This is a genomic window from Methylobacterium sp. E-012 (assembly GCF_057836545.1).
This window is the reverse complement of record NZ_JBYQEY010000001.1, coordinates 1,945,687-1,960,988: the sequence shown is the minus strand read 5'-3', so window position 1 is coordinate 1,960,988 and position 15,302 is coordinate 1,945,687. Positions and strand designations below refer to the sequence as shown.

Below are 15,302 nucleotides of genomic sequence, written 5' to 3'. Positions count from 1 at the left end.
GATGGGCTCGCTCCAGACCACCGCGCCCCTCGTCCAGGCGCCTCCGATTGCCACTATCCCGGCCGCGACGCCGGCGCTCGCCGTCGAGGATCTGCACGCCGCCTACGGCCAGAGCGAGGTCCTGCACGGGCTGACCTTTTCGGTGGCGCCCGGCGAGATCGTCGCCGTGATGGGCCGCAACGGCATGGGCAAGACCACGCTCATGAAGACCCTGATGGGCCTCGTGCCCGTCAAGTCCGGCGCGATCCAGGTCGAGGGCACGGATGTCGCCGCCCTCAAGAGCCATGCCCGGGTCGCCAGGGGCCTCGCCTACGTGCCGCAGGGCCGGATGATTTTTTCCACCATGACGGTCCAGGAGAACATCGAGACCGGGCTGACGGTGACCGGCACCCGCAAAGTCCCGCAGGACCTCTACGACATGTTCCCGGTCCTGCTGGAGATGAAGGGACGGCGCGGCGGCAACCTCTCCGGCGGGCAGCAGCAGCAGCTCGCCATCGCCCGGGCTCTCGCGAGCCGCCCGAAGGTGCTGCTGCTGGACGAACCCACGGAAGGCATCCAGCCCTCGATCATCCGCGAGATGGGCCGGACCCTCAAGAAGATCCGGGACCAGCGCGGCCTCTCCATCGTCGTCTCCGAGCAGGTCCTGAGCTTCGCCCTCGACGTCGCCGACCGGGTGATCGTCATGGAGAACGGCGCCATCGTCCACGAGGCCCCGCGCGCGGGCATCGACGAGGCGGCCGTCGCCCGGTTCCTGTCGGTCTAGGGGCGCCCGCATGGCCGATTACGAGATCTTCGAACTCGGCGACTTCGTGCTCCAGTGCGGCAAGACGCTGCGTGCGGCCAAGCTCGCCTACAAGACCTTCGGGACGCTGAGCCCGGCCAAAGACAACGCCATCGTCTACCCGACCTGGTATTCGGGTCAGCACACCGAGAACGAGTGGCTGATCGGCCCCGGCAAGGCGCTCGATCCGGACAAGTACTTCATCATCATCCCGAACATGTTCGGCAACGGGCTCTCGTCCTCGCCGAGCAACACCCCCGCGCCCTGGAACGGGCCGCGCTTCCCCAACGTCACCGCCTACGACAACGTCCGCGCCCAGCACCGCCTCGTCGCCGAGCATTTCGGCATCGAAAAGCTGGTCCTCGTCACCGGCTGGTCGATGGGGGCGCTCCAGACCTACCACTGGGCGGCGATGTACCCGGACATGGTGCCAAAGATCCTGCCGTTTCAGGGCTCGGCCAAGTGCTCGCGGCACAATTACGTCTTCCTGGAGGGCGCCAAGGCGGCGCTGCAGGCCGACGCCGCCTGGGCCGAGGGCTGGTACACGAGCCCGCCGACCCGTGGCCTGCGCGCCTTCGGCCGGGTCTATGCCGGGTGGGGCCTATCGCAGACCTTCTACCGGCTCGAGGCCGACATCACCCACATGGGCTACGCCTCGCTGGAGGACTTCCTGATCGGCTTCTGGGAAGGGCTGTTCTACGCGCGCGACGCCAACAACCTGCTCGCTATGCTGTGGACGTGGCAGCACGGCGACATCAGCGCCAACGACACCTTCCAGGGCGACTTCAAGGCCGCCCTCGGCGCGATCCGCGCGAAGGCGATCCTGATGCCCGCCTCCACGGACCTGTATTTCCCGCCCGAGGACAACGCCATCGAGGCGGCCGCCATGCCGAACGCCGAGCTGCGCGTGATCGACACGTGGTGGGGCCATTTCGCGGGCGGCCCCGGCACCAGCCCGGACGACATCAAGGTCCTCGACGACGCGCTAAAAGAGCTGCTCGCGAGCGGGTGAGGTTCGCGCAACGGCGCGCGGATGGGGTCCGCCCCAAGGTTCTAGGGAGCTGGAGACAGAACATGCCCGAGACGCTGATCAAGGTCGATCTGACGCAATCGGCCTACGACAACGACATGGTGCACAACCGCTGGCACCCGGACATCCCGATGGTCGCCACCGTGAAGCCGGGCGCGGACTTCATCGTCGAGACCTACGACTGGACCGGCGGCTTCATCAAGAACAACGATTCCGCCGACGACGTCCGCGATATCGACCTGTCGATCGTCCACTTCCTGTCCGGCCCGATCGGCGTCGAGGGCGCCGAGCCCGGCGACCTGCTGGTGGTCGATCTCCTCGATATCGGCGCCAAGCCGGAGAGCCAGTGGGGCTTCAACGGCTTCTTCTCGAAGAAGAACGGCGGCGGCTTCCTCGACGAGCACTTCCCGCAGGCCCAGAAGTCGATCTGGGATTTCGAGGGGATGTTCACCAAGTCGCGCCACGTGCCGGGCGTGCGCTTCCCCGGCCTGATCCATCCCGGCCTGATCGGCTGCCTGCCCGATCCGAAGATGCTGGAGACCTGGAACACCCGCGAGAAGGCGCTCTACGACACCAATCCGGAGCGCGTGCCGGCGCTGGCCACCCTCCCCTTCGGCCCGACCGCCCATATGGGCCGGCTCACCGGCGAGGCGAAGGACAAGGCCGCCGCCACCGGCGCCCGCACGGTCCCGCCCCGGGAGCACGGCGGCAATTGCGACATCAAGGACCTGTCGCGCGGCTCGAAGATCTACTTCCCGGTCTACGTCCCCGGCGCCGGCCTCTCCATGGGCGACCTGCACTTCAGCCAGGGCGACGGCGAGATCACCTTCTGCGGCGCTATCGAGATGGCCGGGTGGGTCCACCTGAAGGTCGAGCTGATCAAGGGCGGGATGGCCAAGTACGGGATCAAGAACCCGATCTTCAAGCCGTCGCCGATCACGCCGAAATTCGACGACCACCTGATCTTCGAGGGCATCTCGGTCGACGAGCACGGCGGCCAGCATTACCTCGACGTGCACATCGCCTACCGGCAGGCCTGCCTCAACGCGATCGAGTACCTGAAGAAGTTCGGCTATTCGGGGGCGCAGGCCTACTCGATCCTCGGCACGGCACCGGTCCAGGGCCACATCTCGGGCGTGGTCGACATCCCGAACGCCTGCGCGACGCTGTGGATTCCGACCAAGATCTTCGAGTTCGACATCAACCCCGGCGCCGACGGACCGACCAAATTCTTGGATGGCTCGATCCAGATGCCGCTCTCGCCGGATCTGTAATCTGCCGCCGGTCACGGAGGCGACCTGCCCCTCTCCCGTGCGGGAGGGGGGACCCGCGCTCAACCTGATCACGCGCCGTTCAATTCGGAAAGCACGCCATGCCCGTCTACGAATACGCCTGCGCGGCCTGCGGGCCGTTCACCGCCATGCGGCCGATGGCGGAATTCAAGGATCCGCATGCCTGCCCGGATTGCGGGAAGGCCAGCCAACGGGCCTTCCTCACCGCCCCGCGCATTTCCGGGATGGATGCCGGGCTCAAGGCCGCCCACGCCACCAACGAGCGCAGCCGCCATGCGCCGCGACGCTCGGGCAGCCACGGGGCCGGCTGCGGCTGCTGCGCGCCGAAGAAGACGGCCGCGGCGCCGGCCGCCGCCAAGAGCTTTCCGTCAGCGCGGCCCTGGATGATCAGTCACTGACCGGGACGCTAACAGCCCTCCCCCCTCTGCGGGGGAGGGTGACCCTCGCGTCCGCGAGGGTCGGGAGAGGGGAGCGCCGCATCCGGACAACGCGCGCCGTGCCCGACATCCTGCAGCGTCGCGCTGCCCCTCTCCCGCCCCGCATCCGCGGGGCACCCTCCCCCGCAGAGGGGGGAGGGTCACTGCGCAACAAACATCGGAGGAACCCACGCCATGATGCACGGAGACATCTCGTCCAGTCAGGACAGCGTCGGCGTCGCCGTCGTGAACTACAAGATGCCGCGCCTCCACACCCGCGCCGAGGTGCTGGAGAACGCCAAGGCGATCGGCAAGATGATCGTCGGCATGAAGAGCGGCCTGCCCGGGCTCGATCTCGTGATCTTCCCCGAATACTCGACCCACGGCATCATGTACGATGCCGCCGAGATGTATGAGACCGCCTCGACGGTCCCGGGCGCGGAGACCGAGGTCTTCGCCGCCGCCTGCCGGGAGGCCAAGGTCTGGGGCGTGTTCTCGCTGACCGGCGAGCGCCACGAGGAGCACCCCAACAAGGCGCCCTACAACACCCTGATCCTGATGAACGACCAGGGCGAGATCGTGCAGAAGTACCGCAAGATCATGCCCTGGACCCCGATCGAGGGCTGGTATCCGGGCGACCGCACCTACGTGTCGGACGGCCCGAAAGGGCTGAAGATCAGCCTGATCATCTGCGACGACGGCAACTACCCGGAGATCTGGCGCGACTGCGCCATGCGCGGGGCCGAGCTGATCATCCGCTGCCAGGGCTACATGTATCCGGCCAAGGAGCAGCAGGTCGTCATCTCGAAGGCGATGGCCTTCGCCAACAATGTCTATGTGGCGGTCTCGAATGCCGCCGGGTTCGACGGCGTCTACACCTATTTCGGCCACTCGGCGATCATCGGCTTCGACGGCCGCACGCTCGGCGAGTGCGGTGAGGAGGAGATGGGCATCCAGTACGCGGCCCTGTCGAAGTTCCTGATCCGGGACTTCCGCGCCCACGGGCAATCGGAGAACCACCTCTTCAAGCTGCTGCACCGGGGCTATACCGGCATGATCAACTCGAAGGAGAACCGGCACGGGATGTCGGAATGCCCCTACGAGTTCTACCGGCGCTGGATCGAGGATCCCGACGGGACCCGGGACGCGGTCCGGGCCATCACCCGCCAGGGCGTCGGTACCGAGGAATGCCCGATCGAGGGCATCCCCTTCGTCGGCAAGGGCGAGGGTGCGCCGGACCCGGTCCGCTAACATCCACCCGGCCCGATCCCGTCCGCGGGACCGGGCCGCTGCAACCCCGGGATCGCCATGGACACGACACCCCTCGCCCCGACCGCGTTCCGCAGCCCCGCGGTGCTGCTGTCGGGCCCGGTCGACTACGACATGTACAAGGACTTCCGCCGCCAGTTCGGCGCTGCGGACGATCGTGAGATCGTCGTGATCGAGCTCTCGACCCTGGGCGGCGACCCGGAGGTCGCCCGGATGATGGGCGAGGACATCCGCTACCACTCCGAGATGAACCCCGATCGCCGGTTCGTCTTCCTCGGCAAGGCCGCGATCTACTCGGCCGGCACCACCTTCATGAGCTTTTTCGCGCGTCCGAACCGCTACCTGACCCGGGGCACGCGGCTGATGATCCACGAGCGCAAGATGAACAAGGAACTCCACGTGCAGGGGCCGCTCACCACCTGCGTCGCCGCCGTGAAGGCGACCCTGCACGAGATCGAGTGCTCGATCGTGATCCAGAACGAAGGGTTCTCGAACCTCATCCAGGGCTCGGACGTGACCCTGGATGAGGTACTTCAGAAGGCGCCGGCCAATTGGTACCTCGAGGCCGAGGAGGCACGGTCTCGGGGTTTGATCGAGGCCGTGATCTGAACGTCCCCCATCGCGAGCGACGCGACCGCGGACGGCGCACGGCCGCCAGGATCACCCCTGCGGGTAATCCGCGCTCAGGCTGGTCTCGCGCCACGCCTCGATCTCGGCGAGGCTCTGCCGCAGCCAGTTCGTGACCGCCTCGAACCCCCACGCGCCGAGCACGAGGTGGCGGGGCGGGTTGTCGATCTCGGTCACCCGGATCATCGCCTCGCCGGCCCGTACCGGATCGCCGGCCTGCGTGCCGCTCTTCTCGGACGTGGCCTTGAGGCGCGCGCCCGCGGTCTCGGCGTAGTCGGCGATGGTGCTCGGCGTCTGCACCAGGGAGCGGCCGGCCCAGTCGGTCCGGAACGGCCCCGGCTCGATGCAGGTGACGTGGATCCCCAGCGGCCCCGTCTCGGCCGCGAGGGCGTCGGAGAACCCCTCCACGGCGTGCTTCGTGGCGGCATAGTAGCCGGAGCCCGGAAAGCCCACGAAACCGGCAACCGAGGTGACGTTGAGGATGCGGCCGGAACGCTGCGCCCGCATCACCGGCAGCACCGCCCGGGTCAGGGCGAACAGCCCGAAGACGTTGGCGTCGAACTGCGCGCGGATCTTATCCTCTTCACCCTCCTCGATGGAGGATTGGTAGCCGTAGCCGGCATTGTTCACGAGCACGTCGATCCGGCCGAAGGTTTCCGTGGCGGCGCGCAGGGCTTCGGCGATCTGGCCCGGCGCCGTGACGTCGAGGGACAGGGCCAGCACGCGCGCCTCGACACCCTGGGCGAGGTCGGCGACCTTGGCCTGGTCGCGGGCGGTGACGACGGCGCGCCAGCCCCGGGCGATCACGAGTTTGGCGAGGTCCCGGCCGAAGCCGGTGGAGCAGCCGGTGATGAACCAAACCGGATTGGTGTTCTGCGTCATGGTGGGTCCCGTGATCGGCATTGCGTGGTCAAGGAGTCGCGGCCGGCTCGGGCGGGCGATCCGCGCCGTCTGCGCAACGCCCGAGCCGCCCGGAAGGCGTGTCCCCACCCTGTAACGCGGCCGATCCGCACCGTATCCGCGGCCGGGTTCGCGGCGATCACGTTCGCCCGCGGGTCGCGGCTGCGCGCCAGGTCGACGGAACCCGCGATGGCGCAGTCCTAATAGCCCCGCGCGGCATCGACTCCGTGCGGCGGCGCCCCGGTCTTCCGATAACTCCGCAGGTTGGCGGCCACCGTGGCGGCGGCCGAGGCCATGTCGGTCGGACCGGAGACGTGCGGGAGGACCGTCACGCCCGGATGGGACCAGAGGGCGGAGTCCGCCGGCAGCGGCTCGACATCGAACACGTCGAGCACCGCATGCGCCAGACGGCCGCCGTCGAGGGCCGCGATCAGGTCGGCGGTCACGACGATCGGCCCGCGGGCGAAATTGATCAGCGCGGCCCCGGGCTTCAGTGCGGCCAGGCGCGCGGCGTTGACGAGGCCGCGCGTCTCGGTGGTCAGCGGCACGAGGCAGACGAGGATATCGCACCGGCCCAGCATCGCCGGGAGGCCGTCGGCGCCATGGTAGGTCTCGACACGAGCGACCGCCTTCGGCGAACGGCTCCAGCCGACGACAGGGAAACCGGCATCGAGCAGCCGCGCCGCCGCCTCGGAACCGAGCGCGCCCAGACCGAGCAGGCCGACCGTGACGTCGACCGGTTTGCGGTAGGCGTGCGGGCGCCAGACCCGCTCGCGCTGCTGGCGGGCGTAGGCCGGCATGTCGCGCTGGAGATAGTAGGTCCAGGCCAGCACCGCCTCGGCCATGGTGCGGGCCATCTCCCGGTCGACGAGCCGGACGATCGGCAGCGGCCGGTCGAAGGCGCCGACGAGCTTCTCGACGCCGGCCCAGAGGCTCTGCACCCAGACGAGGCCAGGAAGCGCCGCGACCTCGGCCGGATCGGGGTTGGCCACGATGGCGACCCGCGCCGCCGCACGCTCCCCGGCGTCCATCGCCCGGAACGGGACGAGCCGCTCCTCCGGCATCGCGGCCGCCAGGATCTGCCGGTATTCCGACTCCTGCGCCAGGCCCTTGCACCCGATGAGGGCGACTGCCTCCGCCATCCGTGAACTCCGTACCGGCCCCGACCACGCCATTCGCGAGGCGCCAAGCAGGGGCTGTGCCCGAGCCGACCGGAAACGCCAAACCGCCGGATCGCCGCGCGGCGGCCTCAGCGGACCTCGTTCAGCGCCGGGTAGACGAGGCGGACCGCCCGGCGATCCGGTGGGATCGGGGTCTCGACGCGCCTGCCGATGCTGCCGGTCGTGCCGGGCCCGACCGGTTGGGCGGGCCGCAGACGCCAGCGCTCGGCGGCCGGCATCTGGACGCGGGGCTTGGGTCGTTCGAGGTGGCCGTCCGCACCCTGCGTCGGGACGGTGGCGAGCCCCGCCAGCGTCATCGCGGTGGCGACGGCGAGGCGGATCGGAGACTGGCGACGGGATCGGGCTTGGCGGAGGAACATGATGGGGCACCGCGTGGACCCCTCGGTTCTGCGCCCCGCGGATGAAGACGGGATCGAACCGAATCGTTTCCCAAGTCGTTGCCAACACCTGCCTGCGGTCGCGGTAAATGCGCGCTGTCCAGGCAGGGTAAACGACAGGACAGGGGGAATACGCGCGCATGGCGAGCAAGGTGGAAGGGCGTGCCGGAACGCCGGAGCGAGCCGAGATCGGCGGCGTGATCGATACCGACATCTCGGCACGACTGGACAGGCTGCCCTGGGGCCGCTTCCACGTGCTGGTCATCGTGGCGCTCGGCATCACCTGGGTGCTCGACGGCCTCGAGGTGACGCTGGCCGGCTCCCTGGTCGGCGCCCTGCGCAAGCCGCCGATGTCGTTCTCGGAGTTCGATGTCGGGCTCGCGGCCTCCTGCTACCTCGTCGGCGCGGTGACCGGGGCGCTCGGCTTCGGCTGGCTCACCGACCGGATCGGCCGCAAGAAGCTGTTCTTCATCACGCTCGCCCTCTACCTGATCGCGACCGCGGCCACGGGCCTGTCCTGGAGCGTCGCGAGCTTCTGCGTCTTCCGCTTCTTCACCGGTGCGGGCATCGGCGGCGAATACACGGCGATCAACTCGACCATTCAGGAGCTGGTCCCGGCCCGGGTCCGCGGCTGGACCAACCTGGTCATCAACGGCTCGTTCTGGATCGGTGCCGCGCTCGGCTCGTTCATGTCGATCGTGCTGCTAAAGCCCGAGGTGATCGATCCGGCCTGGGGCTGGCGCGTCGCCTTCTTCACCGGCGGCGCCATCGGCCTCGTCATCCTGCTGCTGCGCACCTGGATCCCCGAGAGCCCGCGCTGGCTCGCCACGCACGGCTACGCCGCGGAGGCTGACCGGGTCGTCACCGGCATCGAGAAGCGCTTCACCGACGAGGGCGTCACCCTGCCGCCGGTGGACAAGAGCAAGCGGATGAAGGTCCGCACCCGCGACCACACCCCCTTGTCGGAGGTGTTCCGTGCCCTGTTCGTCACCAACCGGCTTGCCACCATGGTCGGCCTCGCCCTGATGGTCGCGCAGGCGTTCTTCTACAACGCCCTGTTCTTCACCTACGCGCTGGTGCTGGAGCGGTTCTACGCCGTGCCGGGCAACAGCGTCGGCTGGTATCTGCTGCCCTTCGCGCTGGGATCCTTCCTGGGCCCGCTGCTGCTCGGTCGGCTGTTCGACACGATCGGCCGGCGCCAGATGATCGCCTTCACCTATGGCATCTCGGCGGTGCTGCTGGTGGCCGTCGGCGTGCTGTTCCGGCTCGACGTGGTCGGGCCGGTGGGGCAGACCGCGGCCTGGATGGTGGTGTTCTTCTTCGCCTCGGCAGCGGCGAGTTCGGCCTACCTGACCGTCTCCGAGACCTTCCCCCTGGAGATCCGGGCGCTCGCCATCGCGGCCTTCTATGCGGTCGGCACCGGCATCGGCGGCGTGTCCGGCCCGCTCCTGTTCGGCAGCCTGGTCGAGACCGGCTCGCGGGACTGGGTGCTGTTCGGCTACGGGATCGGCGCGGTGCTGATGCTGGTCGCCGCCGTGGTCGGCGGGATCTGGGGCACGGCCGCGGAGGGCAAGTCGCTGGAGGACGTGTCGAAGCCGCTGGCGGCGGCGTGAGCGGAGAACCGGCCTTCGGCCAACTCTCGTTGAGTGGAATACATCGGGATTTGGCCGAGAGGGCGGGTGAAGGACATTCAGTCAAATCAAACGGATCGGACCGTCATATCGCGCAATGAGCCGGTCGGCCGTCACGAATTCCAGTCCCTCCAACCGAGCCTGTGTGAGCAAAAGCCGATCGAACGGGTCTCGGTGGATGGGCGGAAGGCTGGCAACTGCCGTCGCGTGAGCTCCCGTTACCGGAAGCTCGATATAGCCATTGGCGAGCAGGCCTTTCCGCAGGCTCTTCGCATCGACTTGGAAATCTTTGCGGCCCAACCCGCTCTTGATGGCGATTTCCCAGAGGCTCGCCGCACTGAACAAGAGCGTATTCGCACGATCGTCGATGAGAAGTCGTGCGGCAGCGGTCAGACGGTCGGACCCTGCCGCGGCCCAAAGAAGGATATGCGTATCGAGAAGATGTCTCACCGGCCTTCGAACGCCGCCGCGATCTCTTCGCCACCCACGCGATCGAAATCGTCCGGAATGCAGAGGCATCCGGCCAAGAATCCGATCCGGGACGTATCGGCAGATGCCGGCGCATCGAACGGGACGACACGAACCAACGGTTTGCCATCCTTCGCGATGATGAACGGCTCGCCCGATGCCGCCTGTTCGACTAGGCGCGACAGGTTCGTCTCAGCGTCCTTCAGATTGACCGTCCGCATCAATCCGGTCCCAGTCCCCGACAGATCCTGCTGCGCCGCGCGGCGACATCCCACGATCGTAAACCCTCAACCATCCTTCCGCCACACCTGCCCGTGGTAGACGAATTTCGCGCCCTCGTTGGCCAGTGCCGCGAGGCCGCGGAAGGCGGGATCGTGGACGGTGATGACGCTGGTCGGGATCTGGCGCATCATCCCGGCGAAGGGCGCCTTCCGTTCGAAGGCCTCGCGGAACCCGCTCTCCTGCAGCACCTTCACGATCCGGGGGGCGATGCCGCCGCCGATATAGACGCCGCTGGTCGCCAGGAAGGTGAGCGCGAGGTCGCCGCAGATACGGCCGAGCAGGCGGCCGAACAGCTCGAGCGTCTCGGCCGCATGGGGGTCGGAGGCGTTGAGACCCGCCTCGGTCACCGCCGCGGGATCGAGCTTCTCGTGCGGCTGGCCGGTCCGGACATGCGCCACCGCCGCGTGCAGCCGTGACAGGCCCGGCCCCGACAGGATCGATTCCACGGTGATCCGGTCCTCGACCCGCTCCAGGGCATGCCAGACCTGCTCCTCGAACGCGTCGGAGGGGCCGAAATCGGTGTGGCCGGCCTCGGTGGACACGATGGCGAGATGGGCGGAATACGGCACCAGGGCGGCGGCGCCGAAACCGGTGCCGGGCCCGAGCACGACGCGGGCGCCCCCCGAGGCGGGCGGACAGGGGCCCACCGGCGTGAGGTCGTGCGGCTCGATCTCCGCGGCCCCGGCCGCCACCGGCACGTAATCGTTGACCACCACAGCGGCGGAGAGGCCGAAATCCTCGGCGATGCGCTGGCCGGCGATCTTCCAGTGCGCGTTGGTCAGTTGAATCTCCGGCCCATCGATCCGGCCGGCAATCGCCAGAATGGCCGAACGCGGCGGCGGCGCCCGATCGCCGCCCTTGGCCAGGGATGCCTGGATGGCGCGCGACGGATGGGGGTGGTCGGCGGTCGCCTCATGCGAGAGGAGGCGGGGGAGCGCCCCGCGTGACTCGATGAGACCGAAGCGTGCATTCGTGCCGCCGATGTCGCCCACAAGGACCGGAAACTCGAACATCGCAAGGTGCCTCTGCTGGAGCGCCCGCCGCGGACTGGACATTGGTCCGGCAGCGGGCACGTTGGATCAAGGGCTCTGAAAGCCGTCCCCGGCATGACGCGTGCCTGACGGCGGCTTCGGCGGTTCATCCGCCGCACGCCCCCGGCCGATGGCACCGAGATGCGTATTGCCGAAACCGCTCGCGTATTTGAGGCCGTAGCCGAGCATTCAATCAAGCCCAATATGGGCGAGCCAGATCAGGGTCAGCCCTGCGAAAAGCGGCTGGCCAAGGGAGACCGCCAGGCACAGGCCGATCAGCGAGGGCGTCTCCGTATGGAGGACGTTATAGAGAACGGCACCGCGGGCGGGGCCGAGGGCGTATCCCAGCAGGCTCAGATCCGGAGCAAACAGCAGGGCGGCGAACAGCCACCAGGGCTGCCCAAGCCAGGCATAGGCCGCTGTGGCACAGGCGAGCAGGGCGGCGCCCTCGATCCGCAAGATCGTCCGCGGCCCATTGCTCACGGCTCCGTCCGACATCCCGAACCCCCATCGAAGGGCGCCCCGAGCAGGCCGGACGGCATCCCGGTTCGCATTGGCCTCACGCGCCGGCTCATCCCCTCAGGCCGGCGGCAGGGCCGTCAAGTCGACGGCGCCCCGCTCGGCCCAGTCCTGAAGCAGCGCGCGGACCGCGGCCGGGTCGGGCAGGCGCCGGCCCGCGACCGTGTCGCCATCGCCGACCCGGACGGCGATGCCGCCATCCGCATTGACTGACGCGAAGGCGATCTCGTCCGTGCGGTCGTCCCCGAAGAAGACGGGTGTTCGCCCGGCATAGGGGGCCTCCGCCATGAAGGCGCGGATCGCGTGGGCCTTGGTGGCCTGCGCCGGGACGATCTCGCCGACCGCCTTGCCGAGTTGCAGCCGGTAGGCGCCGCCGAGCCCCTCCGCCGCCGCCTTGACCAGCGCCTCTGCCCGCTCCGCATCGTCTGGGCTCGCGAGCCGCCAGTGGACCGCCACGGAGGCGCCCTTGTCCTCGATCAGGACGTCGGCCAGCGTCGCGCTCTCCGCCTGAAGCCGCGCGACCTGCCGGCGCAGATCCGGATGGTCCTCCGCCCGCCCGCCGGTGACGGCGCCCCCGAGACGGCGCTCGACCCCGTGCAGCCCGGCGGCGTCGAGGCGCGACGGCGCCAGGAACCCGTCGATCACCGAGACCGGGCGGCCGGTCACGATCGCCAGCGCGCCCCCGAGGCGCCCGCGCAGCCGCTCCAGGGTCGCCACGAGACCGGGCTCGACCACCACCGCATCGGGACGCGGGGCGATCTCGGCGAGGGTGCCGTCGAAGTCGAGGAAGAGGGCGATGTCCATCGCTTGCGGTCCCGGGCCCGAATCTCGGACACGCGCTAGCACGGGGCGGCCGCCCGACAAACGGTGCCCGCACCGCCCTATATGATCGAATCGGCGCTCGACACGGAGATCCGCATGACATGGCCTTCGGCACGACCCGCACCGGATCCGACCGGGCCGGGCGAGGAGAGCGTCTGGGCCTACCCGCGTCCGCCGCGGCTGGAGCCGGTGGCGCAGCGGTTGCGCGTGATTCTCGGCGGCGCCGTGATCGCCGAGACGGAGGCGGGATTCCGGGTCCTGGAGACCTCCCATCCGCCGACCTATTATCTGCCGCCGGGTGACATCGTGGCCGGTACGCTCGGGAATGCGCGGCACGGCGGAATCTGCGAATGGAAGGGGCGGGCCATGCTGTTCGACGTGCACAGCGGCGATCACACCGCCCCCGGGGCCGCCTGGACCTATCCCGATCCGACACCGGATTTCCGCGCGCTCGCGGGTTACGTCGCGTTCTATGCTGGGCCGATGGACGCCTGCTTCGTCGGGGCCAATCGGGTCACGCCGCAGCCCGGCACGTTCTACGGCGGCTGGATCACGCCCGGCATCGTCGGCCCGTTCAAGGGTGGTCCGGGCTCGATGGGCTGGTGAGGACGTTGCCCGCCGCGGTCCGCGCTTCGTTCCAGACGGTGGAGGCCACCTCCGCGACGAGGCGCTACATCCGGAAGCGGGAATGTGAGGAGACGCCATGAATGCGCTGACCGAAACCGATCCGAAGGCGGCCGGCTTCGATCCCGCGGCCCTAGGCCGGATCGAGCCCTGGATGGACGCGCTCGTCGCCGATGGGCGGCTCGCCGGCCTGTCGGTGACGGTGGCGCGGCGGGGCCGGATCGCCTTCGCGCGGGCCTGCGGCCAGGCCGATCTCGCCCGGGGAACTCCGTTCACCCTCGACACGGTGGCGCGGATCTACTCGATGACCAAGCCGCTCACCTCGGTGGCGGTGATGCAGCTCTACGAGCAGGGTCTGTTTCAGCTCGACGATCCGGTCGCCCGGGTGCTGCCCGAGTTTGCGGAGATGCGCGTCGCCGTAGGCGGAAACCGGGCCAAGCTCGAGACCGAACCGGCGCGCCGGCCGATCACCGTGCGCGACCTGCTCACCCACACCGCCGGCCTGACCTACGGGTTCATGGAGGCGACGCTGGTGGACGCCCAGTACCGCGAGCACAAGATCGACTTCCTGGCCCGGGAGGGCACGCTCGCCGAGATGACCGCCCGGGTGGCGCGACTGCCGCTGCTCGCCCAGCCGGGCACCGCCTGGAACTACAGCGTCGCCACCGACGTGCTCGGCCAGTACGTGGCCGCTCTGAGCGGCCGGCCCTTCGCAGACTATCTGCGCGACCACGTGATCGGCCCCCTCGGCATGGTAGACACCGATTTCCACGTCGCGCCCGAGCGGATGCCACGCTTCTGCGCGGCCTATGTGTACGACCGCGCACGCCGGCTCAACCTGTTCGACGATTCCGTCGAGACGGCCTTCGCCCAGCCGCCCAGCATCGCCTCGGGCGGCGGCGGCCTCGTCTCGACCGCGGCCGACTATCACCGCTTCTGCCGGATGATCCTCGACCGCGGCAGCCTCGACGGCACCCGGCTGCTCGGCCGGAAGACCGTCGATCTGATGCTGGACAATCACCTGCCGGGCGATCTCGCCGCGATGGGCACGCCGCGCTTCGCCGAGACCTCCTATACCGGGATCGGCTTCGGTCTCGGCTTCTCGGTGATGCTCGACCCGGCCCGAGCCCAGATCCTCGGCACGCGGGGCGAGGTTGCCTGGGGCGGCATGGCCTCGACGGCGTTCTGGATCGACCCCGCCGAGGATCTGTCGGTCGTGTTGATGACGCAGCTCGTGCCCTCCTCGGCCTTGCCGATCCGGCGCGAGCTGCGCGTCCTGACCTACGCGGCCCTGGAGGCGTGAGCCTCGCTCACGCTCCGGTCACTCCTGGGCCGGAGCCGCGGTGCCGGGCGCTGCAGTGGCGGGCTTCGGGGCAGGCTTGGCGGCCGCCTTCGCGGTCGGCCTCGCGCCGGCTGTAGCGCCGGTCGCCGCGGTGGCGAATTCCGGATCGGTATGCGGACCGTTCGGACCGTTGGTGGGGCCGCCGAGCTGACCGGGTACGAGGTCGGTCACCTTCGTCCAGGTTTGCGACTTGCACAGGAACGCGATCAGGCAGCCGCGGACGGTCAGTTCGCCCGGGGCATCCGTCCAGATGGTCACGTCGTACGACTTGCCGTCCTCGGAATTGTAGATTTTGCCCTCGTAATGGGCATCGGCGTTCGGCTTCAGGCCCATGATGAGCTGATGGCCGAGGGACGGACGCGCCTGCTTCTTCGGATCGGGGTTCTTGAAGTCGATCCGCGGCTCGCCCTTGTCGTTGAGCGGAACCTTCAACCAGACCACGTAACCGCACAGGCGATCCGCCGCGGTCCCGCATTTCTCGAGACGCACGCGGGCGCGACCGTCCTCGGTGAGATAGGTTCCGCTCGGATCGGTCGGCGTGGCCGCCTGCGCCGAACCCGCCAGCGCCGAGAGCGCCAGGATCGCGAGCGGCGCCATCCGGCGACCGATCGATGAAAACCGCATTCCCGAACTCCTATACTTCGCGGGCCGTGATGGGGACCGGACCGCTCGCGTGAGGACAGGTCGATCCCCTCGCGTCATCGCGCTTG

The 15,302-nt window shown here is 69.0% G+C and carries 18 protein-coding genes; 9 read left to right on the top strand and 9 right to left on the bottom strand.

The window, feature by feature from the left end:
* Nucleotide 1 precedes the first annotated feature (1 nt).
* The 6 genes from urtE (at nt 2) to AC3IF1_RS09280 (ending at nt 5,397) form a co-directional block, all read left to right on the top strand.
* Nucleotides 2–763 (top strand): urea ABC transporter ATP-binding subunit UrtE, encoded by a 762-nt coding sequence (urtE, locus tag AC3IF1_RS09305; RefSeq protein ID WP_489217312.1) that lies wholly within the window; start codon nt 2–4, stop codon nt 761–763.
* A gap of 10 nt (nt 764–773) precedes the next feature.
* Nucleotides 774–1,793: an alpha/beta fold hydrolase gene (locus AC3IF1_RS09300; RefSeq protein WP_489217311.1), complete on the top strand. Its 1,020-nt coding sequence runs from the start codon at nt 774–776 to the stop codon at nt 1,791–1,793.
* A 62-nt stretch (nt 1,794–1,855) separates the two neighbouring features.
* Nucleotides 1,856–3,085: a formamidase gene (fmdA, locus tag AC3IF1_RS09295; RefSeq protein WP_489217310.1), complete on the top strand. Its 1,230-nt coding sequence runs from the start codon at nt 1,856–1,858 to the stop codon at nt 3,083–3,085.
* Between the two features lie 98 nt (nt 3,086–3,183).
* Nucleotides 3,184–3,501 (top strand): FmdB family zinc ribbon protein, encoded by a 318-nt coding sequence (locus AC3IF1_RS09290; RefSeq protein WP_489217309.1) that lies wholly within the window; start codon nt 3,184–3,186, stop codon nt 3,499–3,501.
* Between the two features lie 213 nt (nt 3,502–3,714).
* On the top strand, nt 3,715–4,770 hold the full coding sequence (locus tag AC3IF1_RS09285; RefSeq protein ID WP_489217308.1) for an aliphatic amidase: 1,056 nt from the start codon (nt 3,715–3,717) through the stop codon (nt 4,768–4,770).
* Between the two features lie 57 nt (nt 4,771–4,827).
* Complete coding sequence (locus tag AC3IF1_RS09280) at nt 4,828–5,397, top strand: ClpP family protease (RefSeq protein WP_489217307.1); 570 nt, start codon at nt 4,828–4,830, stop codon at nt 5,395–5,397.
* A 51-nt stretch (nt 5,398–5,448) separates the two neighbouring features.
* Here AC3IF1_RS09280 and AC3IF1_RS09275 read toward each other — a convergent pair whose 3' ends face one another.
* The 3 genes from AC3IF1_RS09275 to AC3IF1_RS09265 form a co-directional block, all read right to left on the bottom strand.
* Complete coding sequence (locus tag AC3IF1_RS09275; protein WP_489217306.1) at nt 5,449–6,297, bottom strand: oxidoreductase; 849 nt, start codon at nt 6,295–6,297, stop codon at nt 5,449–5,451.
* Between the two features lie 218 nt (nt 6,298–6,515).
* Complete coding sequence (locus tag AC3IF1_RS09270; protein ID WP_489217305.1) at nt 6,516–7,457, bottom strand: 2-hydroxyacid dehydrogenase; 942 nt, start codon at nt 7,455–7,457, stop codon at nt 6,516–6,518.
* Nucleotides 7,458–7,564: 107 nt separating this feature from the next.
* The gene (locus tag AC3IF1_RS09265) at nt 7,565–7,855 is read right to left on the bottom strand and encodes a hypothetical protein (RefSeq protein WP_489217304.1); all 291 of its coding nucleotides are present in this window, start codon (nt 7,853–7,855) and stop codon (nt 7,565–7,567) included.
* A gap of 158 nt (nt 7,856–8,013) precedes the next feature.
* Between AC3IF1_RS09265 and AC3IF1_RS09260 the strand changes: the two genes are divergently transcribed.
* Nucleotides 8,014–9,486: an MFS transporter gene (locus AC3IF1_RS09260; protein WP_489217303.1), complete on the top strand. Its 1,473-nt coding sequence runs from the start codon at nt 8,014–8,016 to the stop codon at nt 9,484–9,486.
* An 81-nt stretch (nt 9,487–9,567) separates the two neighbouring features.
* On the opposite strand, the gene AC3IF1_RS09255 is transcribed toward AC3IF1_RS09260, so the two are convergent.
* The 5 genes from AC3IF1_RS09255 to otsB form a co-directional block, all read right to left on the bottom strand.
* Nucleotides 9,568–9,954 carry a type II toxin-antitoxin system VapC family toxin gene (locus tag AC3IF1_RS09255; RefSeq protein WP_489217302.1) on the bottom strand — a complete coding sequence of 129 codons (387 nt, stop codon included), beginning with the start codon at nt 9,952–9,954 and terminating at the stop codon, nt 9,568–9,570.
* Entirely contained in the window at nt 9,951–10,193 is a 243-nt protein-coding gene (locus AC3IF1_RS09250) for a type II toxin-antitoxin system Phd/YefM family antitoxin (RefSeq protein ID WP_489217301.1), read from the bottom strand. The genes AC3IF1_RS09255 and AC3IF1_RS09250 overlap by 4 nt, the downstream gene beginning before the upstream one ends.
* 66 nt (nt 10,194–10,259) lie before the next feature.
* Nucleotides 10,260–11,267, bottom strand: coding sequence for a glucokinase (locus tag AC3IF1_RS09245; RefSeq protein WP_489217300.1), 1,008 nt, complete (start codon nt 11,265–11,267; stop codon nt 10,260–10,262).
* Between the two features lie 207 nt (nt 11,268–11,474).
* A complete protein-coding gene (locus tag AC3IF1_RS09240) occupies nt 11,475–11,768 on the bottom strand; it encodes a DUF4260 family protein (RefSeq protein WP_489217299.1) in 294 nt (97 codons plus the stop codon).
* Nucleotides 11,769–11,864: 96 nt separating this feature from the next.
* Complete coding sequence (otsB, locus tag AC3IF1_RS09235; RefSeq protein ID WP_489217298.1) at nt 11,865–12,608, bottom strand: trehalose-phosphatase; 744 nt, start codon at nt 12,606–12,608, stop codon at nt 11,865–11,867.
* A gap of 114 nt (nt 12,609–12,722) precedes the next feature.
* Here otsB and AC3IF1_RS09230 point away from each other — a divergent pair, with 114 nt between their 5' ends.
* Both AC3IF1_RS09230 and AC3IF1_RS09225 read left to right on the top strand, forming a co-directional pair.
* Nucleotides 12,723–13,232 (top strand): DUF427 domain-containing protein, encoded by a 510-nt coding sequence (locus AC3IF1_RS09230; protein ID WP_489217297.1) that lies wholly within the window; start codon nt 12,723–12,725, stop codon nt 13,230–13,232.
* A gap of 97 nt (nt 13,233–13,329) precedes the next feature.
* Nucleotides 13,330–14,553 carry a serine hydrolase domain-containing protein gene (locus tag AC3IF1_RS09225; protein WP_489217296.1) on the top strand — a complete coding sequence of 408 codons (1,224 nt, stop codon included), beginning with the start codon at nt 13,330–13,332 and terminating at the stop codon, nt 14,551–14,553.
* A gap of 18 nt (nt 14,554–14,571) precedes the next feature.
* Here the strand turns inward: AC3IF1_RS09225 and AC3IF1_RS09220 are convergent, their stop codons facing one another.
* A complete protein-coding gene (locus tag AC3IF1_RS09220) occupies nt 14,572–15,216 on the bottom strand; it encodes a DUF2147 domain-containing protein (RefSeq protein WP_489217295.1) in 645 nt (214 codons plus the stop codon).
* Nucleotides 15,217–15,302: the final 86 nt, after the last annotated feature.